Raw genomic sequence first — 22,972 nt, 5'->3', positions numbered from 1 at the left:
GGTCACCCAGCCCGGGGGCAGCCCCGGACCGCGAAGACGAGGGTATTCGCGCACGGCCGGACCGGGTCCGGGGCTGCGCCCGGGGCAGCGCCTGCGGCGGCAGGCCGTGGCCGCGCGGGCCGCTTTGCGCCGCCGCTTCTGGGCCACCGTGCCCGCGCGGCTGCGCCTTCTGCGCGCGGACACGCTCCTGCTCGCCACCGCGGTGACGGCGCTGCTGACCGTCGCCGGGCTGGCCACGAACGACACCTGGGACAGCGTGTCCGAGCGGGACGCCCCGCGCACCATCAGCGCCGCCGATCTCAACCTGGCCCTGAACGACATGGACGCGCAGGCCGCCAACATCCTGCTGTCCAGCGGCGACGCCGGGAAGGGCCGCCTACAGACCCCGTACGACAAGGCGGTCGGCGTCTACGGCGAAGCCCGGCGTGAGATCGGTCACGACCTGCGGACCCTCGCCGTCGCGGCGCAGGGCGAGCGGTCCGGCGAGAAGACCGTGGAGAACCTGACCGACGACTTCGCCGAGTACCAGGAGCTGATCGGGCGCGCCCTGGAGAACGACGGGCACACCGGCGGCAAGCTGGCCGCCCTGGCCGACTACCGCAAGGCGACCGACCTGCTGCAGGGCAAGCTGCTGCCCGAGTCCCGCACGCTGGTGTCGGCCAACGACCGTGCCTTCGACGCCGAGTACACCGCGGCCCGCTCCACGCTCTCCGCGCAGCTCGCCGCCACCGCCGTGCTGGGCATGCCGCTGCTGGCCGCCCTCGGCGTCCTCCAGGGGTACTTGGTCCGGCGCTTCCACCGGATCCTGAACCCGTCCCTCCTCGCCGCGACTGCCTGCGCCCTGCTCGCGGTGGTCCTCGGCACGCAGATGCTCACCTCGTCGTCCGGGTACCTGCGCGGCGCCCGCCGTGACGCCTTCGACTCCGTCGTCGCCCTCTCCCGCGCCCGGGCGATCGCCTATGACGCCAACGCCGACGAGAGCCGTTACCTGCTCGACCCGCAGCGCCGCGAGCAGTACGCGCACTCGTTCCTCGCCAAGTCGCAGAAGCTGTACGGCATCCGGGGCGCGACCCTCGGCACGTACGACGCCGGGCTGGCCACCAGCTGGCAGGCGTATTGGACCGACCACCACGAGCCTCGCTTCACCGGCGAGTTCCGGCGCGAGCTGGACAACATCACCTTTCCCGGGGAACGTGCCGCGGCCGAGAAGACCGTGCAGACGTACGCCGTCTACCAGCATGACGACCGCCGCATCCGCGCCCTGCAGGCGGCCGGGAAGGAACGCGAGGCGGTGGAGTTCTGCATGGACTGGAAGCCGGGCACCTCCGAAGCGCACTTCGGCGCGTGGATGGCCGCCCTGGACAAGGTGACGGACATCAACCGGGCCCACTTCACCTCCTCGGTGCGCGATGGCCGCGGGGCGGTGAGCGGCCTGCTGCCCTGGGCCGGCACCCTGCTGCTCGCGGCGATGGCGTTCACCGCGCTGGGACTGCGGCCACGGCTGGCGGAGTTCCGCTGACGCCGTTCACACGTCCGTGAGCCGGGCTTCCTCCAGGTCCAGGGAGCGTTGCAGCCGGCGCCGGGTCGTGTCGCTGACGCGGTGCGTGTCGTAGAGGCGCTGGAGCTCCGCGGTCTCCACGGTGATCAGGTCGCGGCGCAGCTGGCGGTAGACCAAGTCGGCGGACTCTGTGGCGGCGGTGGCGCCGTTGTGCTCGGCGAGGCGGTCGCGGGCGTCGTCCAAGCGGGCGGTCAGCCCGCGGCGGAGCCGGTCGAGGACGATGTCGGGGACCGCCTCCAGCTCGGCGAGTTCCTCGAGGCGGGCGAGTCCGGCGTGGGCGAGGTGCGAGCGGGCCTCGACCTCCTCGCGCTCGGTGTGGGTGGGCTCCAGGGCGATGCCGGAGGCGCGGACGACAGGGGCGAGGGTGAAACCCTGGACGACCAGCGTCACGACCACCACGGACGTGGTCAGGACGAGGACCAGAGAGCGGTCCGTCAGGGCGGTGCCGTCCTTGGCGACCTCAGGGATGGAAAGCGCGGCGGCCAGCGGCATGACACCGCGTGTGCCCGCCCAAGTCAGCACCACCGGCAGCCGCCAGTTCAAACGGCTGATCCCGCCCTTGCGCTGGACGACCGCCGACAGCGGTGCGAGCCACAACAGGCGCACGGTGATGAGGGTGGCCGCGACGGCGAGGGCGTACAGCGGCCAGGACCGGTCGTCGTCGGCGAGGGCCCGCACCTCGCCGGGAAGGGCCAGCCCGATGAGGGAGAAGACCACGCTCTCCAGCAGGAACACCACCGTGCCGTACACGGCGTGCAGCTGGAGGCGTATGCGGGCGTTGGTGAGCCGGTCGCCCCTGCCGCCCAGTACCACCCCGGCCACCACGCAGGAGGTCACGCCGGAGGTGTGCGCCGCCTCCGCGAGCAGGTAGGCCGCGTACGGGGTGACCAAGGCGATCACCGTCTCCAGCACCGGTTCCTCGGTATGGCGCCGAATGAGCGCCACCACACCGGCCACGGCGGCCCCGATCACCGTGCCACCGCCGGCCAGCAGCAGGAACTGGCCGCCCGCCGCCCCCCAGTTCGCCGCGGTCGATGCCACCGCGATGCCTGCTGCCACCCGGACCAGGACCAGCGAGGTCGCGTCGTTGAAGAGGCTCTCTGCCTGCACGAGCACCTGCACCCGCGGAGGGAGGGCCAGCCTGCGGCCGAGCGCGGTCACCGCCACCGGGTCGGTACTGGCCAGCACCGCACCCAGCACGAAGGCCATCTGCCAGGACAGCGGGGTGACCGCGGCCGCCACTGCCGCGACGGCTGCCGCGGAGGCGAGCACAAGGCCGATGGAGAGGACCCCGACCGGCTTCCACACCGCCCGCAGCTCCCGCCAGGGCATGTCCTCCGCGCTCGCGTACAACAGCGGCGGGAGCACGACCAGCCCGATGATCTCCGGACTGATCTCGATCTGCGGGCTGCCCGGCAACAGCGCCACGGCCAGACCGGCGACCACCAGCAAAGAAGGAGCGGGCATCCGCCAGCGGCGCGCGAACGTCGCCACCACGGTGGCCAGAATGACCAACGCGAGTACCGTACCGACGCTCCGCATGCCGTCCCCCTGGGGCTATGAGAAGAGCCGCCCTGACTCCCTCGCCGACCAGACTTCCCGGCACACCGCCTTCACCCTATCGGCCCAGGTCACGTCAAAACAGTGTCAAGGTCCCCGAGACCGGCGGCAAGAAATCGCTAACACGCGCCCCACCCGGCCCTGCGAAGGGCTTCCTTAGGAGCAGTCCCCCTGGACCGGGGGGAGTCGAGCCAGGGAGCGGAGCGCGTCGGCGGCGATGAGTGACGTACGGCCCGGACGACTGAAGGTCTACCTCGGGGCGGCCCCGGGGGTCGGCAAGACCTACCGGATGCTCGACGAGGGACGGCGCCGTGCCTCGCGCGGGGCGGACGTGGTGGTGGGCTTCGTGGAGTGCCACGGGCGCCCGCACACGGAGGCCATGATCGACGGTCTCGAGGTCGTACCCCGTTCCTCCTGCACCTATCGCGGCGGGGGCTTCGAGGAGATGGACCTGGCCGCGGTCCTCGCCCGCCGCCCGCAGGTCGCGATCGTGGACGAGTGCGCACACAGCAACGTCCCCGGTGAGGGCCGCAACCCCAAGCGGTGGCAGGACATCGAGGAACTCCTCGCCGCCGGCATCGACGTCATCACCGCGGTGAACATCCAGCACCTCGAATCCCTCAACGACGTGGTCGAGAAGATCACCCACGTTCCGCAGCACGAGACCGTGCCCGACGAGGTCATACGCCGGGCCTGGCAGATCGAGCTGGTGGACATGCCCCCCGAGGGGCTGCGCCGCCGCATGGCGCACGGCAACATCTACGCCCCCGAGAAGATCGACGCGGCCCTCGCCAACTACTTCCGCCCCGGCAACCTCACCGCGCTGCGGCAGCTGGCCCTGCTGTGGGTGGCCGACCGGGTCGACGAGGCGCTGCAGGAATACCGCTCTCAGCACGGCATCGGAGGTGTCTGGGAGACCCGGGAGCGGGTGGTTGTAGCCCTGACCGGCGGCCCTGAGGGCGACACGCTCGTCCGGAGGGCCGCCCGGATCGCGGCCCGGTCCGCCGGCGGCGACCTGCTCGCCGTGCACGTGGCCCGCAGCGACGGCCTGGCCGGGGGCGTCTCGGCCGCCTCCCTCGCCCGGCAGCGCAGGCTCGTGGAGGACCTCGGCGGCAGCTACCACTCCGTCGTCGGGGACGACGTGGCCACCAACCTCGTGGAGTTCGCCCGCGCCGAGAACGCCACCCAGCTCGTCCTCGGCACCAGCAGACGCGGTCGCCTGCAGCGTTTCCTGACCGGGCCCGGCACGGGGGAGACCGTGACCGAGCTGTCCGGCGACATCGACGTCCACCGGGTCACCCACGAGAGGGCCGGGCGCGGCACCCTCCTGCCGTCCCGGCGCCGTACGCTCTCCACGGCCCGTCTGATCGCCGGACCGGTGGCCGGGCTCGTCCTGCCGATGCTGCTCACCGCCGTGCTGGCGCAGGTGCGCGGCGCGCTGGACCTGACCAGTGAGGCGCTGCTGTTCCTGCTCGCCGTGGTGGGAGTGGCCTGCATAGGCGGGGTCGCGTCGGCGGTGATCGCGTCGGTGACGGCGTCCCTGCTCCTGAACTACTGGTTCATCCCGCCCATCGGCGCCTTCACGCTCACCGACCCGAACGCGCTGCTCGCCCTCGCCGTGTTCGCCGTCGTCGCGGCCACCGTGGCCGGGGTCGTCGATCGCTCGCTCCGGCTGTCCCGGCGCTCGGCCCGGGCCACCGCCGAGGCCGAGACCATGTCGTCCCTCGCAGGGACGATCGTGCGGGGCGAGGCCACGATTCCGGCCCTCCTGGAGCGCACCCGTGAGACCTTCGGCATGGAGTCGGCGGAGCTGGCGGACGAGCCGCCGGATACCGAGGGGGCCACCTCGGTGCCGGCCGGTCCGGGCGCGTACCTGATGCTGCGCGGCCGTACCCTCTCCTCCTCCGAGCGGCGGGTGCTGGCCGCGTTCGCCGCCCACGTCGGCTCCGCGGTGGAGCGCGCCCGGCTGGCCGAGGCGGCGGCGGAGGTGGAGCCGGTGAAGGCCGCCGACCGGCTGCGCACGGCCCTGCTGCGGGCCGTCGGCCACGACCTGCGTACCCCGCTCGCCGCGGGCTGGGCCGCCGTCACCTCCCTGCGCAGCCGTGACGTCGAGTTCACACCGGAAGACCGCGACGAACTCCTCGCCACCGCCGACGAGTCCATGGCCAAACTCAACCGGCTGGTGGAGAACCTTCTCGACCTCAGCCGCCTGGAGGCCGGCGCCCTCACTCTGAACCTGCGCCCGACCTCGCTGGACGAGGTCCTGCCGATGGCGCTCGCGGACGTGCCGGAGGCCGAGGTGGCGGACGTGGAGGACATCCCGGCGGTGCTCGCTGACCCGCCGCTGCTGGATCGGGTGATCGCCAACCTCGCCTCAAACGCCGTCCGCCACACCCCGCCGGGGCAGAAGGTGATGGTCACCGCCAGTGCCCTGGCGGGACGCGTGGAGCTGCGCGTGGTCGACCGGGGCCCCGGACTCCCGCAGACCGGCCGGGAGCGGATCTTCGAACCCTTCCAGCGGCTCGGCGACAACGACAACACCACCGGCCTCGGCCTCGGCCTGGCGCTGGCCCGCGGCCTGACCGAGGCGATGAACGGCACCCTCACCCCGGAGGACACCCCCGGCGGCGGCCTGACAATGGTGGTGTCGCTGCCGTTCGCGGAGCAGCCCGTGGGGGCAGGACCAACCGAGCAGAGCGCAGGAGGTGCGCGATGAGCACGCACGCAGGCACCTGGAGACTGCACCGCATACACACCCCGGCCCGCACCTGGCCACTGCGGGACCGGCTCGCGCTGATCGCCGGCCTGGCCGCCCCGTTCCTGACAGCCCTCGTCCTGGTCCCGTTCCGCACCAGCCTGTCGCACACGAACGCCGCCCTCGTCCTCGTCGTGGTGGTGGTCGCGGTCTCCGCGCTGGGCAGCCGCACGGCGGGCGTGGTCGCGGCACTGTCGGCGGCGGCCTGGTACGACTTCTTCCTCACCCGGCCGTACGAGACGTTCGACATCAACGCCTCCGCGGACATCGAGACCGCGGTGCTGCTGCTGGTCGTCGGCGTGATCGTCTCCCAGCTCGCGGCGAGAGCCCGCCGGCTGGAGGTCATGACGGTCACGGACGCCGCCCACCTGGCGCGCATCCACCGCACGGCCGACCTCGTCCAGTCCGCCAACTCGGCGGACACCGTGGTCGACCACGTCCGCACCGAGCTGACCGACCTGCTCGGCCTGCGCGCCTGCCGCTTCGAGTACGGCACGCTCATCGGCCGGCCGCCGCGGTTGGAGACGGACGGCAGTGTGACCGTGGGCCGGCGCACGTGGAACCCGGACACGGACGGCTGGCCCGAGGGCGAGATCGAACTGCGCTCCTACGGTAACGGCCACTACCTCGGCCGCTTCATGCTCACCCCCGGCCCGGGCGCCGTACCCCCGCTCCAGGCCCGGCTGGTCGCGGTGACGCTGGCCGACCAGACGGGGGCGGCACTGGACACGTCGGGACCGGCACAGAGGTGAGCAAGCCCCGGCGGATTCCCTGACGCGATCTTGACGTCGGCACGGCCACTTGGTGGAACGGCACCGTGACGCGGGTCGTTTCTGCGCGCTGCACGCCGACCCGCGCTCCCTGGTCGAACTGCTCGTCTCCGCGCGCCCGGACGAGCGGACCCTGCGGGCGGCCGAGGTCGAGTGGGCCGCCGCGCTCGCCCTCACCTACCGCGACGACCAGGTCAACATGACCGCGGCGCTGCCGGCCCGCACCCTCAACCCGTCGGTACGGCTGGTGGTGCGGATGTTCCACCGCGAGCGCGGCCGCCACTGAGTGGTCCTGGCGACCACTCGGCGCGGGCTGGACATCCTGATGACGGGCGTGCAGCCGCATCCCTCGGACAGACGGGACTGAGGCGGCACCGCAAGCATCACTCCAGTCCGGATGCCTTGAACACGGCCAGCGCGGTCTCCCGGTCCATGCGGGCCGTAAGGTGCCGCAGCGCGGTCTGCCCGCACAGCAGGAGCCCGTCGTCCGCGGCCTTCCGTGCGCCCGCCTCGAAGCGGTGCCACAGGGACGGGTTGTTCATGAGGACGCCGGGATCGATGACGACGCGTGCGCCGAACACGTCACGCAGCACGAGCCGTTGGGAGATGCCGTCCAGGACGCGCACGGACACCAGCACATCGGTGCGGACCTCGCGCTCGCGCAGCATCCATCGTGCGGCCAGCCAGTCCTCACCGGCCGAGACACGGGCGGGAAACAGCACGACGAACAGCAGCACAGCGAGCGTGAGCCACAACAGGCCGCGCCACATCGTGAACCGGCCCGAGCCCCAGTCGATCAGCAGGAGCACGGTGAGCAGCCCGCCTGCGCACCGGGCGGCATCCCACACGTTCCGCGCCCAGCGGCGGTCGTACACCGCGCCCGCTGATGAGTGTGCGCGAGCGCCGGTCGGCGACCTGCGCGCCCTTTCGCGTCGTCCCATACCGGTGACGGTAAAGACGTGATGGACCGGATCCACGCATTTTGATGGGGCTCTGATGCACACGCCCGTCAAGGTCCCATCAAGGTCGGTCGTACCAGCGCGAAGATCCCGCTAGGAACCGCCGATCACCGTCGGAAACGGTCAGAACCTAAGGGCACCGCGTACATGTCGACGTAGCTGCGCGGCTTTCGCCGAAGGAGTGCCGCCCCATGACCGTCCTGACCAGCGAGCCCGATGCCGTCCCCGCCGGCGAGGAGCCGCCTGATACCGGCGAACGCCACCGGCTGACCGCCGTCACCGGGCTTGCCGCGCTCTCGCTGGACGCGATGGCGTCCGTGGCCTACGGCCCCGAGGCGATCGTGCTGGTCCTGGCCGCCGCCGGCGCGCACGGTCTCGGGTTCACCCTCCCGGTGACGCTGGCCATCGCCGCCCTGCTGGCGGTGCTGGTGGCCTCCTACCGGCAGGTGATCGCGGCCTTCCCGGACGGCGGCGGCTCCTACGCGGTCGCGAAGACGTATCTGGGGCCGCGGACCAGTCTGGTGGCGGCGGCCTCGCTGATCCTGGACTACGTCCTCAACGTCGCCGTGGCGGTGACGGCGGGCGTGGCGGCGCTGACGTCCGCGTTCCCGGGGCTGTACAGCGACCGGCTGTGGCTGTGCCTGGTGGTGCTCGCGCTGATCACGGGCGTGAATCTGCGGGGGATCGTGGAGTCGGCGAAGGCGTTCATCGTGCCGACGGTCGTCTTCGTGGGTGCGATCTTCGTGCTGATCGGCGTGGGTCTGTTCCGCGCCGCGCCGGTCAGTACGGCGACGGCCGCCGGGCATGCCTCGGTCGTCGCGGACAACGCCACCAGCGTGGGTGTCCTGCTCCTGCTGAAGGCTTTCGCTTCCGGGTGTTCCGCCCTGACCGGCGTCGAGGCCATCGCCAACGCCGTGCCCTCCTTCCGAGTCCCGCGCGTGCGGCGGGCCCAGCGGGCGGAGGTCGCGCTCGGCGCCGTACTCGGCCTGATGCTGATCGGTCTGTCGGTGCTGATCGGGCGCTTCCACCTCCAGCCGGTGGCGGGCGTCACGGTGCTGGCCCAACTCGCGGATGCCTCGCTCGGCCACAACTGGGGGTTCTACGTAATCCAGTTCGCGACAATGATCCTGCTGGCGCTGTCGGCGAACACGTCCTTCGGCGGGTTGCCCGTGCTGCTGAAGCTGCTCGCCCGCGACAACTACGCCCCTCACGTCTTCGCTCTGAAGGCCGACCGCCAGGTGCACCGGCACGGCGTCCTCGCCCTGGCCGTCGTCTCCGCCGCGCTGCTGGTCTTCTCCGGCGGCGACACCAACACCCTGGTGCCGATGTTCGCCATCGGTGTCTTCGTCGGCTTCACGATCGCCCAGGTCGGCATGGTCTGGCACTGGCGTCGCGAGCGGGGCCGTGCCTGGCGCGGAAAGGTGCTGCTCAACGGCTTCGGCGCGCTGCTCACCGGTGTCTCGACGGTCGTCGTCGCAGCGAGCAAGTTCGCGGAGGGTGCCTGGCTGATCGTGGTGGCGCTGCCCCTGCTCGTCGCCGCCTTCGTCACCGTCCACCGTGCCTACGGCCACATCGGCGAGCGACTCGGCCTGGGCCGCATCCCCGAGCCCCCACACCGCGACCGCTCCATAGTGATCGTGCCGGTGTCCTCGCTGTCCCGGCTCACCTCCGAGGCCCTGACGGCCGCAGCCTCCCTCGGCGACGAGGTCCGCGCTGTCACCGTCTGCTACCCCGACCCGGAGGACCGCGCCCACCTGCACGCCCTGGAGCGGGCCTGGGCCGAGTGGGACCCCGGTGTGCCCCTGGTCCGGCTGTCCTGCGAGCGGCGCAGCCTGGGCCGTCCCATCGCGGCGTACGTCCGTGAGGTGGCCGCGGCCGAGCCCGGCACCCGGGTCACCGTGCTGATTCCGGAGACCGAGCCGGAGCGGCTGTGGCAACGGCTGCTGCAGAACCAGCGGGGCGCGGTCGTCGCGCACGCGGTGCGACGGGAGACGGACGCGGTGATCTGCCGGCTCCGCTTCCGGCTGCTGTGAACAGAAACGGTCTGTTACCGGCGGTACGGCTCGTCAGCCGTAAGGGTTCCGTCAAAGCCGTGGGCGAGGCCGTAAGAGGGCCGTCAACGAGGGTCCGGATCCGGCCAGCGAGGCGGTTTCCTCTAATCGTCCCTGTTCCACCCCCGAACCTCTTCAGGAGTTCACGATGGCCGATCTGGCCTTCGTCGTCACCGTACTCGCGGGCTTCGCGCTGGTGGCTCTCGTCGCCCGGGGGGTGACGAAGCTGTGACCGTCGAGAACGTCGTCGGCCTGGTCGTGGCCGTCGCGCTGCTGGGCTATCTCGTCCTCGCCCTGATCTTCCCGGAGAGGTTCTGAGCACAGACATGAGTCCAGAACTCGCAGGCTTCCTCCAGCTGCTCGCCCTCATAGGCGCACTGGCGCTCGCCTACATCCCCCTTGGCAACTACATGGCCAAGGTCTACTCCTCGAAGAAGCACCTGCGGGTAGAGAAGTGGATCTACAAGGCCATCGGTGCCAACCCTGACGCCGAGATGACCTGGCCCGCGTATCTGCGCGGTGTCCTGGCCTTCTCCGCCGTCAGCGTCCTCTTCCTCTACCTGCTTCAGCGGCTCCAGGGCGTCCTGCCCGGCTCGATGGGCTTCTCCTCGGTGAACCCGGCGCAGTCGTTCAACACGGCCGTGTCCTTCGTGACCAATACCAACTGGCAGTCGTACTACGGCGAACAGACCATGGGGCACGTCGTGCAGACCGCCGGTCTCGCCGTGCAGAACTTCGTCTCCGCCGCCGTCGGCATCGCCGTCGCCGTGGCGCTGGTGCGCGGTTTCGCGCGCTCGCGCACCGGTGAACTGGGCAACTTCTGGTCTGACTTGGTGCGCGGCACGCTGCGCATCCTGGTGCCGGGGGCCGCCATCGCCGCGATCATCCTCGTGGCGTGCGGGGCGATCCAGAACTTCTCCGGCATCCACGAGGTCGGCCAGTTCATGGGCGGCTCGCAGCAGTGGAACGGCGGCGCGGTCGCCTCCCAGGAGGCCATCAAGGAACTGGGCACCAACGGCGGTGGCTACTTCAACGCCAACTCTGCCCACCCCTTCGAGAACCCGACCCCCTTCACCAACCTCCTCGAGATCTTCCTGATCCTCGTCATCCCCTTCTCCCTCACCCGCACGTTCGGTGTGATGGTCGGCAACGTGAAGCAGGGGTACGCGATCCTCGCCACGATGGTCACCATCTGGCTGGGCTTCACCGTCCTGATGATGTGGACCGAGTTCGCCCACCACGGCCCGGCGCTTCAGGCGGCCGGCGGTGCGATGGAGGGCAAGGAGACGCGCTTCGGCGTCGGTGGCTCCTCGATCTTCGCCGTCGCGACCACGCTCACCTCGACCGGTGCGGTGGACTCCTTCCACTCCTCCTTCACCGGCCTCGGCGGCGGCATCACGATGCTGAGCATGATGCTGGGCGAGATCGCGCCCGGCGGCACCGGCTCCGGCCTGTACGGCATCCTGATCATGGCGGTCATCGCGGTGTTCATCGCCGGTCTGATGGTCGGCCGTACCCCGGAGTACCTGGGCAAGAAGATCGGCGGCCGCGAGATGAAGCTCGCCGCCTGCTACATCCTCATCACCCCCGCCCTGGTGCTGGTCTTCACGGCGGCCTCCATGGCGCTGCCCACCCCGCCGCACTCGATGCTCAACTCCGGCGCGCACGGGTTCTCCGAGGTGCTGTACGCCTTCACCTCCGCGGCCAACAACAACGGCTCCGCCTTCGCCGGCCTGAACGCCAACACCGACTGGTACAACACCATGACCGGACTCGCGATGCTGCTCGGCCGCTTCCTGCCCATAGTCTTCGTCCTGGCGCTGGCCGGCTCGCTCGCCGAGCAGAAGCCCATCCCGGTCACCGCCGGCACCCTGCGCACCGAGAAGCCGCTGTTCACCGGCCTGCTGGTCGGCGCGATCCTGATCATCACCGGTCTCACCTACTTCCCGGCCCTCGCCCTGGGCCCGCTCGCGGAAGGACTGGCGTGATGACCACCCGCATAGAGAACCCAGAGGACTCCATGTCCACAGCCACCCCGACCCGGGCGCCGCACAGCGACGTCCCCACCGGGCACAAGCCGGCCGAGGGCCGTGTCGGCGCGGGCCTGTTCGACCCCAAGGCACTGGTCAAGTCACTGCCGGACGCCTTCCGCAAGCTCGACCCGCGCGTGATGGTCAAGTCGCCCGTGATGTTCGTGGTGTGGATCGGCTCCGTCCTGACCACCGTCTTCTCCTTCCAGCACGCGAGCGACTGGTTCGGCTGGACCATCAGCGCCTGGCTGTGGCTGACCGTGATCTTCGCCAACCTGGCCGAGGCCGTCGCCGAGGGCCGCGGCAAGGCCCAGGCCGACACCCTGCGCAAGGCCAAGACCGACACCGTGGCCCGCCGGCTGCTCGCGGACGGTGCCTCAGAGGAGCAGGTGCCAGGCACTGCCCTGACCATCGGCGACCTGGTGGTCTGCGAGGCCGGCGACGTCATCCCCGGCGACGGCGACGTCGTCGAGGGTGTCGCCTCGGTCGACGAGTCGGCGATCACCGGCGAGTCCGCTCCGGTGATCCGTGAATCCGGCGGTGACCGGTCGGCGGTCACGGGCGGTACGAAGGTCCTGTCCGACCGCATCGTCATCAAGATCACCACCAAGCCCGGCGAGACCTTCATCGACCGGATGATCAACCTGGTCGAGGGCGCCGCCCGGCAGAAGACGCCCAACGAGATCGCGCTGAACATCCTGCTCGCCTCGCTGACCATCGTCTTCCTGCTGGCGGTGGCCACCCTGCCGCCGTTCGCGAACTTCGCGGGCACGCACCTGACGATGGTGGTCCTCGTCGCCCTGCTGGTCTGTCTGATCCCGACCACGATCGGCGCCCTGCTCTCCGCGATCGGCATCGCCGGCATGGACCGCCTGGTCCAGCGCAACGTGCTGGCCATGTCCGGTCGTGCTGTCGAGGCCGCCGGTGACGTGTCGACTCTGCTGCTGGATAAGACGGGCACCATCACCCTCGGCAACCGCCAGGCCGCCGAGTTCGTGCCGGTGAGCGGAACCACCGAAGCTGAGGTGGCCGACGCCGCCCAGCTGTCCTCGCTGGCCGACGAGACCCCCGAGGGCCGCTCCATCGTCGTCCTCGCCAAGGAGAAGTACGGGCTGCGCGAGCGCCACCAGGGCGAGCTGGCCGGCGCCGAGTGGATCGAGTTCACCGCCCAGACCCGGATGTCGGGCGTGGACGTCGACGGCCGGAAGATCCGCAAGGGCGCCACCGCCTCGGTCATCGCCTGGGTCCAGGAACAGGGCGGCACGGTCGCCAAGGACGCGGACGCGACAGCCAACCGCATCTCCGAGGCCGGCGGCACCCCGCTGATCGTCGCCGTGAACGACGACGAGGGCGCCCGTGTCCTGGGCGTCATTCACCTGAAGGACGTCGTCAAGGAGGGCATGCGGGAGCGGTTCGAGGAACTGCGCCGCATGGGCATCAAGACGGTCATGATCACGGGTGACAACCCGCTGACCGCCAAGGCGATCGCCGAGGAGGCCGGCGTCGACGACTTCCTCGCCGAGGCCACCCCCGAGGACAAGATGGCCCTCATCAAGCGGGAGCAGGCCGGCGGCAAGCTGGTCGCGATGACCGGTGACGGCACGAACGACGCGCCCGCGCTGGCCCAGGCGGACGTCGGCGTGGCGATGAACACCGGCACGTCGGCCGCCAAGGAGGCCGGCAACATGGTCGACCTCGACTCCAACCCGACCAAGCTGATCGAGATCGTGGAGATCGGCAAGCAACTCCTGATCACCCGGGGCGCGTTGACGACGTTCTCCATCGCCAACGACGTCGCGAAGTACTTCGCGATCATCCCGGCGCTGTTCGCGGCGGTCTACCCGGGCCTGGACAAGCTGAACATCATGCAGCTGTCCTCGCCGAACTCCGCGATCCTGTCCGCGGTCGTCTTCAACGCGCTGATCATCATCGCGCTCGTGCCGCTGTCCCTGAAGGGCGTGCGCTACCGGCCGATGAGCGCCGACAAGATGCTGCGGCGCAACCTCGGGATCTACGGAATCGGCGGCCTGATCGCCCCCTTCATCGGCATCAAGATCATCGACATGCTCATCTCCCTCATCCCCGGGATCGGCTGATCGCCATGAACAACTCCGTAACGAACACCGCCCGGCTGCTCGGTGCGGGCCTGCGGGCCCTCCTCGTACTGACCCTGGTGACCGGTGTCATCTACCCGCTGGTCGTCACCGGCATCGCCCAGGGGCTGTTCCACGACAAGGCGAACGGCTCCGAGATCAAGGCGGACGGCAAGGTCGTCGGCTCGTCCCTGATCGGGCAGTCCTACAACCTGCCACTGAAGAAGGGGCAGCAGACGCCGGACGCGGACCTGAAATGGTTCCAGGGCCGCCCGGCCAACGGCCTCGGCACCAACAGCGTCAACACGCAGTACAAGCTGATCCTCTCCGGTGCCACCAACCTGTCCGCCGACAGCAAGGTGCTGACCAAGCAGGTCGAGGACGCCAAGGCCGCGGTCGTCAAGGACAATTCGGTGCCCGGCTACACGGTCAGGGCGTCGGACGTGCCCGCGGACGCGGTGACCTCCTCGGGCTCCGGTCTGGACCCGGCCATCTCCCCGGCCTACGCCGACCTCCAGGTCCACCGGATCGCCGCGAAGAACGGCCTGTCCGTCTCTGCGGTGGAGAAGCTGGTCAAGGACCACACCGAGGGCCGAACTCTGGGCTTCATGGGCGAACCCCGGGTGAACGTCCTGGAGTTGAACATCGCGCTCAAGGACCTTGTGGCGAAGAAGTGACCGCCTTACGCGATCCGCGACGGGAGTCGGCACCTCGGGGTGCCGACTCCCGCAGGCATGACAGGAGAGGCACACACCCATGACCAGGGTGCTCGTGGTGGAGGACGACCCGCAGCTCGTACGGGCCCTCGTGATCAACCTGCAGGCACGTCACTACGGCGTGGACGCCGCCCCCGACGGAGCCACCGCGCTCCGCCTGGCCGCCGCCCGCCAGCCGGACGTGGTGATGCTCGACCTCGGCCTGCCCGACATGGACGGCGCCGACGTCATCAAGGCCCTGCGCGGCTGGACCCGTGTCCCCATCCTGGTCCTCTCCGCCCGCCAGGCGTCCGACGAGAAGGTCGCGGCCCTCGACGCCGGTGCCGACGACTACGTCACCAAGCCGTTCAGCATGGACGAGCTGCTCGCCCGGCTGCGAGCCGCCGTCCGTCGCACCGAGGACACCCCGCTGGTCCCCGAGACGACGCTGGTGGAGACGGAGGACTTCACCCTCGACCTGCTCGCGAAGAAGGCCGTCCGGGATGGGCGGGACGTCCGCCTGACCCCGACCGAATGGCATCTGCTGGAGATCCTGGTCACCAACCCGGGGCGCCTGATCACACAGAGGCAACTTCTCCAGGAGGTGTGGGGCGTCTCCCAGAGCAACAAGACCAACTACCTGCGCGTCTACATGGCCCAGCTGCGACGCAAACTGGAAACAGACCCCTCCCACCCCCGCTATCTCATCACCGAGCCCGGCATGGGCTACCGCTACGAAGGGTGAACATGGCACGCGGCAAGCTCCGGATCTACCTCGGCGCGGCACCCGGCGTCGGCAAGACCTACGCCATGCTCTCCGAGGCGCACCGCCGGGTGGAGCGGGGCACCGACTGCGTCGTCGCCTTCCTCGAGCACCACAGGCGGCCGCGCACCGAGGTGATGCTGCGCGGCCTGGAACAGGTGCCGCGCAAGGAGATCGAGTACCGGGACAGCACCTTCACCGAGATGGACGTCGACGCCGTCCTGGCCCGCCGCCCCCAGGTGGCCCTGGTCGACGAACTCGCCCACACCAACGTCCCCGGCTCGCGCAACGCCAAGCGCTGGCAGGACGTGGAGGAGCTGCTCGCCGCCGGCATCGACGTGATCTCGACGGTCAACATCCAGCACCTCGAATCGCTGGGTGACGTCGTGGAGTCGATCACGGGCGTACGGCAGCGCGAAACCGTACCGGACGAGGTCGTACGGCGCGCCGACCAGATAGAGCTGGTCGACATGTCCCCGGAGGCGCTGCGCCGCCGCATGGCGCACGGCAACATCTACAAGCCGGACAAGGTCGACGCGGCCCTGTCCAACTACTTCCGCCCCGGAAACCTCACCGCCCTGCGCGAGTTGGCGCTGCTGTGGGTGGCCGACCGGGTCGACGAGTACCTGAACGAGTACCGCAGCGAACACCGAGTCTCCAAGATCTGGGGCTCCCGCGAGCGGATCGTGGTCGGGCTGACCGGCGGCCCCGAGGGACGCACCCTGATAAGGCGTGCCGCGCGCCTCGCCGAGAAGGGCGCCGGCGGCGAGGTGCTCGCCGTCTACATCTCCCGCAGCGACGGCCTGACCTCCGCCTCCCCGAAGGAACTGGCCGTACAGCGCAAGCTGGTGGAGGACCTCGGCGGCACCTTCCACCACGTGGTCGGCGACGACATACCGGCGGCCCTGCTCGACTTCGCCCGCGGGGTCAACGCCACCCAGATCGTCCTGGGCGTCTCGCGCCGCCGTAGCTGGCAGTACGTCCTCGGACCCGGGGTCGGCGCCACGGTGGCCGTGGAGTCCGGTCCCGATCTCGACGTGCACCTCATCACGCACGATGAGGCGGGCAAAGGACGCGGGCTGCCAGTGGCGCGCGGCGGCCGCCTCGGACGCTCCCGGGTCCTCTGGGGGTGGGCCGTGGGAGTGCTCGGCCCCGCCGTGCTCATCTGGCTCCTCACCAGTGCCGTGCCGGACGTCGGCCTCGCCAACGACATGCTGCTGTTCCTGACACTGACGGTGGCAGCGGCACTGCTGGGCGGCCTGTCCCCCGCGCTGGCCTCCGCCGTGGTCGGCTCCCTGCTGCTCAACTGGTACTTCACCCCGCCCGTCCACACCCTGACGATCGCCGACCCGAAGAACATCGTCGCCATCGCCATCTTCGTCGGGGTCGCCGTGTCCGTGGCCTCGGTGGTGGACCTCGCCGCCCGCCGCACCCATCAAGCCGCCCGGCTGCGCGCCGAGTCCGAGATCCTCTCCTTCCTCGCCGGCAACGTCCTGCGCGGTGAAACCTCCTTGGAGGAACTGCTGGAACGGGTCCGCGAGACCTTCGGCATGGAGTCGGTGGCCCTGCTGGAGCGGACCGGTGAGACCGCGCCCTGGACCTGCGCCGGCAGCGTGGGACCCCGGCCCGCGAAGGTGCCGGAGGATGCGGACGTCGACGTCCCCGTCGGCGACCACATGGCCCTCTCCCTGCGCGGCCGCGTCCTGCCCGCTGCCGACCGCCGCGTGCTGGCCGCGTTCGCCGCGCAGGCCGCCGTCGTCCTGGACCGCCAGCGGCTGCAACGCGAAGCCGACCGCGCCAAGGAACTGGCCGAGGGAAACCGCATCCGCACCGCGCTGCTGGCCGCCGTCAGCCACGACCTGCGCACCCCGCTCGCAGGCATCAAGGCCGCGGTCACCTCACTCAGGTCGGACGACGTCGAATGGTCCGAACAGGACCGGGCGGAGCTGCTGCAAGCCATCGAGGAGGGCGCCGACCGCCTCGACCACCTCGTCGGCAACCTCCTCGACATGTCCCGCCTGCAGACCGGCACCGTCACCCCCATCATCCGCGAGACCGACCTCGACGAGGTCGTGCCCATGGCGCTCGGCGGCGTGCCCGAGGACAGCGTGGACCTGGACATCCCCGAGACCCTGCCCATGGTGTGGGTCGACCGCGGGCTGCTGGAGCGGGCCGTCGCCAACGTCGTCGAGAACGCCGTCAAGTACAGTCCGCCGGGGGAGCGGGTGCTGGTGTCCGCGAGCGCCCTGGCCGACTGGGTCGAACTGCGGGTCGTGGACCGCGGCCCCGGCGTCCCGGACGAGGCCAAGGACCGCATCTTCGAACCCTTCCAGCGCTACGGCGACTCCCCGCGCGGCAACGGGGTCGGCCTCGGACTCGCGGTCGCCCGCGGCTTCACCGAGGCCACGGGCGGCACCCTGCACGCCGAGGACACGCCAGGCGGCGGCCTCACCATGGTGCTCGCCGTGCCCACGGCCCCGGCACGGCGTCCGGAGCAGCCGGACCTGCCGGCCACCGCTGCCCGCTGAGGAGATCAGGCGCCGGGCGGCACGGCCTCGATCTCCCGCTGCAGGCGCCCCGTGTCCAGCGGCAGCCGCAAGGCATTCCTCCGGTGCACGGCTGCCAGCGCTGCCTGCAGCGGTGACGGCGGCACCGCGAGAACGGGGCACGCGGCGCGGGCGAGACAGTAGCGGCTGACCGAGGGCCACAGCGCACGGTGCAGTCGGCCACGACCGCCTGCGCCGACCACGAGGACGTCGCCCTCCCGGCCGGCTGTCCGCACCAGAGCCGGCCCGGGTGCGCCTCGTACGACGAGCGCCTGCCCGGGCACCCCGGTGTCCGTGCTGCCGAACACGTCGCACAGCGCCTTGAGCAACCGCTCCCGCGCCAGTCGGTCCCACTCCTCGGCCATGACGGCCGCGGCCGGGAGCCTGCGGGCGGCAGGATCCCCGCCGGGCGGCTCCCAGGCCAGCACCGGCCAGAGCTCCGCCCCTCGGCGCCGGGCCTCCTCGGCCGCCCGGCACAAGGCGGTGAGACTGCCCGGCGAGCCGCTCACTCCCACCACGAAACGAGCGGCTGAGGACGGACGGGACTCGGACATCGCTTTCACCGTTCTGCACGCGCCGGCAGCGGCCTCCGCGCCGGCGATTCTTATCGGAACCGCTTCCATCTCACCTCCGCCCGAGGCTTTCGAACAGTCCGCACGCCCGTTCTTGGCACCCTTCTGACGTCCCTTTCCACGCCCGCTCGCCAGGGCGTCAGCGTCCCGTCAAGGTCGTCCCCATCACCATCAACATCCCGTCAGGGCACGTCCGGAATCTGGGAACACCGGGCATACCGTCGAGCGCGAGCCCCGGTCCGCCTCCCCGCGTCCGGGGCACCCAGATCCCACGCTTCTTGCCTATCGGGAGGCACCCCATGGCAGAACTCCGCTACGGCGAAGACCCCGAGCCCTCCGATCCGTCCCCGGCCGGACCCCTGTACGTCCCGGTCCGGCCGGGCCCCTGCGGCTGTGTGGCCCGGCTCTTCCGCACCCCACTCGGCGACCGCACGGCCGTCGGCTTCACCTCCGCACTCCGGCTGACCGCCACGCTCGGACCCGACCAGGCGTGGATCCCTCTCGCCGAGCCTGCACTGCGTGCGCTGGCAGCCCCGCTCGGTGTCACCACCGTCACGGTGGACCCGCAGCTCACCGCCCCGGCCACCAGGCCGATGCCCGCACCGACACCGGCGTTCGCAGCCTGAAAGGGGAGGACACGATGACCACGGTTCACGAACCCATCACTGCTGCCGCTGAGTTGGCGGTATGGCCCGCTTCCACCACCGAGCCCCGCACGGGCGACCTCGCCGTGGGCGGCGTACCGCTCGCCGAGGTCGCCGACCGCTTCGGCACCCCCGTCTACGTCCTGGACGAGGCCGAGGTCCGCGACCGCTGCCGCACCTACCGGGACGCCTTCCCGGACGCCGAAATCGCGTACGCGGCCAAGGCGTTCCTGTGCCGGGCCATGGCCCACTGGATGGACGAGGAGGGCCTCGGGCTCGACGTCTGCTCCGCCGGTGAACTCGAACTGGCCGTCACCACCGGATTTCCAGCCGAGCGGATCCTGCTGCACGGCAACGCCAAGTCCCCACGCGACCTGGACACCGCGCTGCGCCTGGGCGTCGGCCGCATCGTCATCGACAGCCCCTCGGAGATCGCGAGGCTGGCGGCGGCAGTCGGCCCGGACGGGCACCAGAAGGTGATGGTGCGTGTGGTGCCCGGGATCAGCGCCGGCGGACACGAGAAGATCCGCACCGGAACGGACGACCAGAAGTTCGGCCTGTCGATCGCGGACGGCTACGCCCAGCACGCCATCACCCGCATCCTCGACCAGCCCCAGCTCGAACTCACCGGCCTGCACTGCCACCTGGGCTCCCAGATCACGAGTGTCAAGCCGTACCTCGTAGCCGTGCGCCGCCTGGTCGGCCTGATGGCCCGCCTGCACGAGCAGCACGGACTGGTCCTGCCCGAACTCGACCTCGGCGGTGGCCACGGCATCGCCTACCGCCCCGGTGAGCCGGCCCTGGACCTGACGGCGCTGGCCCGCAAGGTCCGTACGGAACTCGTTGACGCCTGCACGACGGCCGGGCTGCCCGTTCCCCGGCTGATCATCGAGCCGGGCCGGGCCATCGCGGGCCCCGCCGGGATCGCCGTGTACCGCGTCCTGTCCGTGAAGCACACCGGTGAGCACGTGTTCGTGGCCGTGGACGGCGGCATGAGCGACAACCCGCGCCCGGCCCTGTATGGCGTCCGGTACACGCCGCGCCTGGTCGGCCGGCACAGCACGGCGGACCGCGCCCGGGTCACCGTGGTCGGCCGGCACTGCGAGGCGGGGGACACCCTGGCCGCCGACGCGGAACTCTCCGCCGACGTACGTCCCGGAGACCTGCTCGCCGTCCCCGTGGCCGGCGCCTACCACCTGTCCATGGCTTCCGGCTACAACCTGGTCGGCCGCCCGCCCGTGGTCGCCGTACGCGACGGATCCGCCCGCCTTCTTGTACGCCGCGAATCCCTGGAGGACATCCGCAGCCGTGACGTGGGCCTGTAGCCCCAGATGTCTCCCGGGCGGGTCGGTCTTTTCTCCCCATGCCGACCGTCCCGCCCGGGCCGTGCAGGAAAGCGCACGCCTGCCTCCCGACAGACACTGACTGGACCGCACGATCGGCCCTGGCGAGGCCCCGATGTCTGCTCCTGTGCCCCTGACGGCACTGTCATCCAGATGTCCTGAGATGATGACCGGGACAACAGGCGACGGCGGTCCGAGGAAGCCGGTGTGAATCCGGCGCGGTCCCGCCACTGTGACCGGTGAGCGAATTCCGGCAGGCCACTCCCCAGTGCGGGGTGGGAAGGCGGGGCGAGCGGCGACCCGGGAGCCAGGAGACTCACGCGGTCGCCTCCTCGAGCAAGGCCGGGGCGGATCTCCCCGGGAGGGGAGTGGTGTGATGCCCGAGAGGCCGGCGAAAGAGGCGTCAGGCGAGACTGTGGAGGGGAAGGGTCCGGTGCCCTGCCGAGTAGTCGTATGCCGCGATTGCTGCTGTGGCAGCCCCAAGGTGACCGGAATCGATCACGCCGCACAGACCGCGCGGCTGCGGGCGGAGGTGCCGGTGCGCATCTCCGAGTGCCTCGACGTGTGCGACCAGGCCAACGTCATCGTCGTACAGCCGTCCGCCGCCGGCCGTGCCGCCGGTGCCCGGCCGGTCTGGCTGGGGCTCGTCAACGACACGGACGCGACGGAGGACATCATCGCCTGGGTACGCGCCGGCGGCCCGGGAATCACTCCGTTGCCGGACATCCTCGACCTGTATGCCTTCACCCCTCCGCGCCGCACTGGTACTTCCTGAGGCTTGCGCGCCGGTGGGCTCCCACCCCGTAGCGCCGGAGAACCAATGTCGTGAAGTCCGAATGAGGGGCGTCAAATCCCCATAGGATGAGCACAGTTCGACCGCACACAGGACCGTGATCGGTGTGCGCGCGAGCTGTCAGCACGACAACCGCATAGGCGCGTGACTGGGGGAAGCCGGTGGGAGTCCGGCGCTGACCTGCAACCGTGTGCGGCCGTGAGGCCGCGAGTCGGGATACCCGGCGCGTGCCGCGAATCGCTTCCCACTGTCATGGTCTGCAGCGCGGAGCCGAGAGCCTCGTTCGGGTCGCCCCATCCGGTGCGTCCAGCCGTCGTGCACCACGGCGATGGACCCGCCTTCTCAGCCGCGGGTCCCGCTCGTACGGCGATGGGCTGCGGGCCACCCATAGGAAGGCTCGAGCCTTGCACCGTACATCCGCACGCCGCACCGTGATCGCCGGGGCCGCTCTCGGACTCGCCCTCGCCTCCGCTCCGGCGGTCGCACACGCCCAGAGCACGCCCGGCACGAACGCTCCCGTCAAGGTGACCCTCACTGTGCAGGGTCTGGACGGGCTGCTGTTCAAGGGGAAGATCAGAACCCGTGGCCACGAGGTCACGACGACCACAGGCGGCACGCACAGATGTGACGGCACCAACGGCGGCGCCAACCCCTCCGCCGTGCCGACGCCCACGGCCGCGCTCGACGACGCGGCCCGCAAGCGGCACTTCACCTGGGACGGCACCTGGTACGCCTCGTTCGACGACTTCTCCGTCGACACCATCAAGAACGTCAGTGGGGGCGGCGCCGCCTACTGGAACATCTCCGTCAACGGCACGCCGACTCCGGTGGGCGGCTGCCAGTTCAAGCTGAACGCCGGCGACAAGGTCGCGTTCACCTGGACGGCGTTCTGACCCCTGCCCGTGATCACCTGCCGGGGAACGGACGTGCCTCGGCAGGTGTGACCGGCTCTCCGGCCCGCTCGCCGTGGAGGACGTGGGCGAGCACCTCGGCCCCGCGCACCACGCGTGGTCCGGGGCGGTTGAAGTAGGCCGGGCCGTCCAGCACCCAGACACGGCCGGATCGAACCGCAGGCAGCTCGGACCAGCCTGGCAGACTTGTCAGCAACTCTGCTTCCCTTAGCGTGCGTTCAGGAGGAAAGCCGCACGGCAGGACCAGGACCACGTCCGGCCGTGCGGCGCGCACCGCCTCCCAGGTCATCGGCTTGGTGTGCTCGCCGGGCGCGGCGAGGAGAGCTTCGCCGCCGGCGGTGGTGATCTGCTCGGGCACCCAGTGTCCGGCGGGCCACAGCGGGTCGAGCCACTCGACCGCCGCCACCCGGGGCCGGGCGCGTCCTGCGACCGCCCGGCGGGCCTGGTCCAGACGGTCCAGCAAGGCCGTCCGCTGCTGCTCGGCTCGCTCCCGGACGCCCAGCAGTTCGCCCACGGTGACCAGGCAGTCCAGGACGTCGTCGAGGGTACGCGGCTCCAGGCTGAGGACCCGGGTGTCGGCGTCGAGCAGCCGCACCGCCCGGCTGGCTTTTTCGTAGGACACGGCGCAGACGTCGCAAAGATTTTGGGTGAGGATCACGTCGGGGCGCAGGGCCGCGAGAGCTTCGGTGTCGAGCGTGTACAGCGACGAGCCCGAGTGCGCCGAGCCACCGACGGCGTCGGAGATCTCCTTGCTGGTGAGCGCGTCCTGATCCAGATCCGCCCCAGTCACGACGGGTACGGATGCCACCTCGTGCGGAGGCCAGTCGCACTCGTGGGTACGGCCGACCAGCCGGTGCGACAGTCCGAGCTCGGCGACGATGTCGGTCGCGGCGGGCAGCAGGGAGACGATGCGCATACTCCGACTCTAG

19 protein-coding genes and 2 riboswitches are annotated in these 22,972 nt (G+C 70.8%); of the genes, 15 read left to right on the top strand and 4 right to left on the bottom strand.

Annotation, left to right across the window (positions count from 1 at the left end):
* Window positions 1-106: 106 nt before the first annotated feature.
* Complete coding sequence (locus ACH5A8_RS07030) at window positions 107-1,519, top strand: hypothetical protein (protein ID WP_398998829.1); 1,413 nt, start codon at window positions 107-109, stop codon at window positions 1,517-1,519.
* Between the two features lie 6 nt (window positions 1,520-1,525).
* Here ACH5A8_RS07030 and ACH5A8_RS07025 read toward each other — a convergent pair whose 3' ends face one another.
* On the bottom strand, window positions 1,526-3,100 hold the full coding sequence (locus tag ACH5A8_RS07025) for a Na+/H+ antiporter (protein ID WP_398998827.1): 1,575 nt from the start codon (window positions 3,098-3,100) through the stop codon (window positions 1,526-1,528).
* A gap of 235 nt (window positions 3,101-3,335) precedes the next feature.
* On the opposite strand from ACH5A8_RS07025, the gene ACH5A8_RS07020 reads away from it, so the two are divergent.
* The 3 genes from ACH5A8_RS07020 to ACH5A8_RS07010 are packed head-to-tail and all read left to right on the top strand — an operon-like array spanning window position 3,336 to window position 6,929.
* The gene (locus ACH5A8_RS07020) at window positions 3,336-5,834 is read left to right on the top strand and encodes an ATP-binding protein (protein ID WP_398998825.1); all 2,499 of its coding nucleotides are present in this window, start codon (window positions 3,336-3,338) and stop codon (window positions 5,832-5,834) included.
* Window positions 5,831-6,625, top strand: coding sequence for a DUF4118 domain-containing protein (locus ACH5A8_RS07015; protein WP_398998823.1), 795 nt, complete (start codon window positions 5,831-5,833; stop codon window positions 6,623-6,625). Before ACH5A8_RS07020 ends, ACH5A8_RS07015 begins: the two co-directional genes overlap by 4 nt.
* 52 nt (window positions 6,626-6,677) lie before the next feature.
* Window positions 6,678-6,929, top strand: coding sequence for an NAD-binding protein (locus tag ACH5A8_RS07010; RefSeq protein ID WP_398998821.1), 252 nt, complete (start codon window positions 6,678-6,680; stop codon window positions 6,927-6,929).
* 97 nt (window positions 6,930-7,026) lie between these two features.
* On the opposite strand, the gene ACH5A8_RS07005 is transcribed toward ACH5A8_RS07010, so the two are convergent.
* Window positions 7,027-7,518, bottom strand: a complete 492-nt coding sequence (locus ACH5A8_RS07005) for a hypothetical protein (protein WP_398998819.1) — start codon at window positions 7,516-7,518, stop codon at window positions 7,027-7,029.
* Between the two features lie 275 nt (window positions 7,519-7,793).
* Between ACH5A8_RS07005 and ACH5A8_RS07000 the strand changes: the two genes are divergently transcribed.
* The 7 genes from ACH5A8_RS07000 (at window position 7,794) to ACH5A8_RS06970 (ending at window position 17,762) form a co-directional block, all read left to right on the top strand.
* Window positions 7,794-9,635 carry an APC family permease gene (locus ACH5A8_RS07000; RefSeq protein WP_398998817.1) on the top strand — a complete coding sequence of 614 codons (1,842 nt, stop codon included), beginning with the start codon at window positions 7,794-7,796 and terminating at the stop codon, window positions 9,633-9,635.
* Between the two features lie 246 nt (window positions 9,636-9,881).
* Window positions 9,882-9,971 carry a K(+)-transporting ATPase subunit F gene (gene kdpF / locus ACH5A8_RS06995; RefSeq protein ID WP_037770757.1) on the top strand — a complete coding sequence of 30 codons (90 nt, stop codon included), beginning with the start codon at window positions 9,882-9,884 and terminating at the stop codon, window positions 9,969-9,971.
* An 8-nt stretch (window positions 9,972-9,979) separates the two neighbouring features.
* Complete coding sequence (kdpA, locus tag ACH5A8_RS06990; protein ID WP_398998815.1) at window positions 9,980-11,641, top strand: potassium-transporting ATPase subunit KdpA; 1,662 nt, start codon at window positions 9,980-9,982, stop codon at window positions 11,639-11,641.
* Complete coding sequence (gene kdpB / locus ACH5A8_RS06985) at window positions 11,641-13,779, top strand: potassium-transporting ATPase subunit KdpB (RefSeq protein ID WP_398998813.1); 2,139 nt, start codon at window positions 11,641-11,643, stop codon at window positions 13,777-13,779. The genes kdpA and kdpB overlap by 1 nt, the downstream gene beginning before the upstream one ends.
* A 5-nt stretch (window positions 13,780-13,784) precedes the next feature.
* The gene (locus tag ACH5A8_RS06980) at window positions 13,785-14,453 is read left to right on the top strand and encodes a potassium-transporting ATPase subunit C (protein WP_398998811.1); all 669 of its coding nucleotides are present in this window, start codon (window positions 13,785-13,787) and stop codon (window positions 14,451-14,453) included.
* 79 nt (window positions 14,454-14,532) lie between these two features.
* Window positions 14,533-15,216 carry a response regulator gene (locus ACH5A8_RS06975; RefSeq protein WP_398998809.1) on the top strand — a complete coding sequence of 228 codons (684 nt, stop codon included), beginning with the start codon at window positions 14,533-14,535 and terminating at the stop codon, window positions 15,214-15,216.
* A 2-nt stretch (window positions 15,217-15,218) separates the two neighbouring features.
* Complete coding sequence (locus ACH5A8_RS06970; RefSeq protein ID WP_398998807.1) at window positions 15,219-17,762, top strand: ATP-binding protein; 2,544 nt, start codon at window positions 15,219-15,221, stop codon at window positions 17,760-17,762.
* A gap of 5 nt (window positions 17,763-17,767) precedes the next feature.
* Here ACH5A8_RS06970 and ACH5A8_RS06965 read toward each other — a convergent pair whose 3' ends face one another.
* Window positions 17,768-18,334: a universal stress protein gene (locus ACH5A8_RS06965; protein WP_398998805.1), complete on the bottom strand. Its 567-nt coding sequence runs from the start codon at window positions 18,332-18,334 to the stop codon at window positions 17,768-17,770.
* 317 nt (window positions 18,335-18,651) lie between these two features.
* On the opposite strand from ACH5A8_RS06965, the gene ACH5A8_RS06960 reads away from it, so the two are divergent.
* From ACH5A8_RS06960 to ACH5A8_RS06945, 4 genes are all read left to right on the top strand, one after another.
* On the top strand, window positions 18,652-18,978 hold the full coding sequence (locus ACH5A8_RS06960; protein ID WP_398998803.1) for an SAV_915 family protein: 327 nt from the start codon (window positions 18,652-18,654) through the stop codon (window positions 18,976-18,978).
* A gap of 14 nt (window positions 18,979-18,992) precedes the next feature.
* Window positions 18,993-20,321, top strand: coding sequence for a diaminopimelate decarboxylase (lysA, locus tag ACH5A8_RS06955; protein ID WP_398998801.1), 1,329 nt, complete (start codon window positions 18,993-18,995; stop codon window positions 20,319-20,321).
* Between the two features lie 213 nt (window positions 20,322-20,534).
* Window positions 20,535-20,657: riboswitch (cobalamin riboswitch) on the top strand.
* A 58-nt stretch (window positions 20,658-20,715) separates the two neighbouring features.
* Complete coding sequence (locus ACH5A8_RS06950) at window positions 20,716-21,114, top strand: (2Fe-2S) ferredoxin domain-containing protein (RefSeq protein WP_398998799.1); 399 nt, start codon at window positions 20,716-20,718, stop codon at window positions 21,112-21,114.
* A 116-nt stretch (window positions 21,115-21,230) separates the two neighbouring features.
* Window positions 21,231-21,375: riboswitch (cobalamin riboswitch) on the top strand.
* Between the two features lie 161 nt (window positions 21,376-21,536).
* Entirely contained in the window at window positions 21,537-22,025 is a 489-nt protein-coding gene (locus ACH5A8_RS06945; protein WP_398998797.1) for a DUF4430 domain-containing protein, read from the top strand.
* A gap of 13 nt (window positions 22,026-22,038) precedes the next feature.
* Here the strand turns inward: ACH5A8_RS06945 and ACH5A8_RS06940 are convergent, their stop codons facing one another.
* On the bottom strand, window positions 22,039-22,959 hold the full coding sequence (locus tag ACH5A8_RS06940) for a cobalamin-binding protein (RefSeq protein ID WP_398998795.1): 921 nt from the start codon (window positions 22,957-22,959) through the stop codon (window positions 22,039-22,041).
* Window positions 22,960-22,972 lie beyond the last annotated feature (13 nt).

Source organism: Streptomyces sp. NPDC018610 (assembly GCF_044391765.1).
Lineage (GTDB): Bacteria > Actinomycetota > Actinomycetes > Streptomycetales > Streptomycetaceae > Streptomyces.
This window is presented reverse-complemented; position numbering and strand designations above follow the sequence as displayed.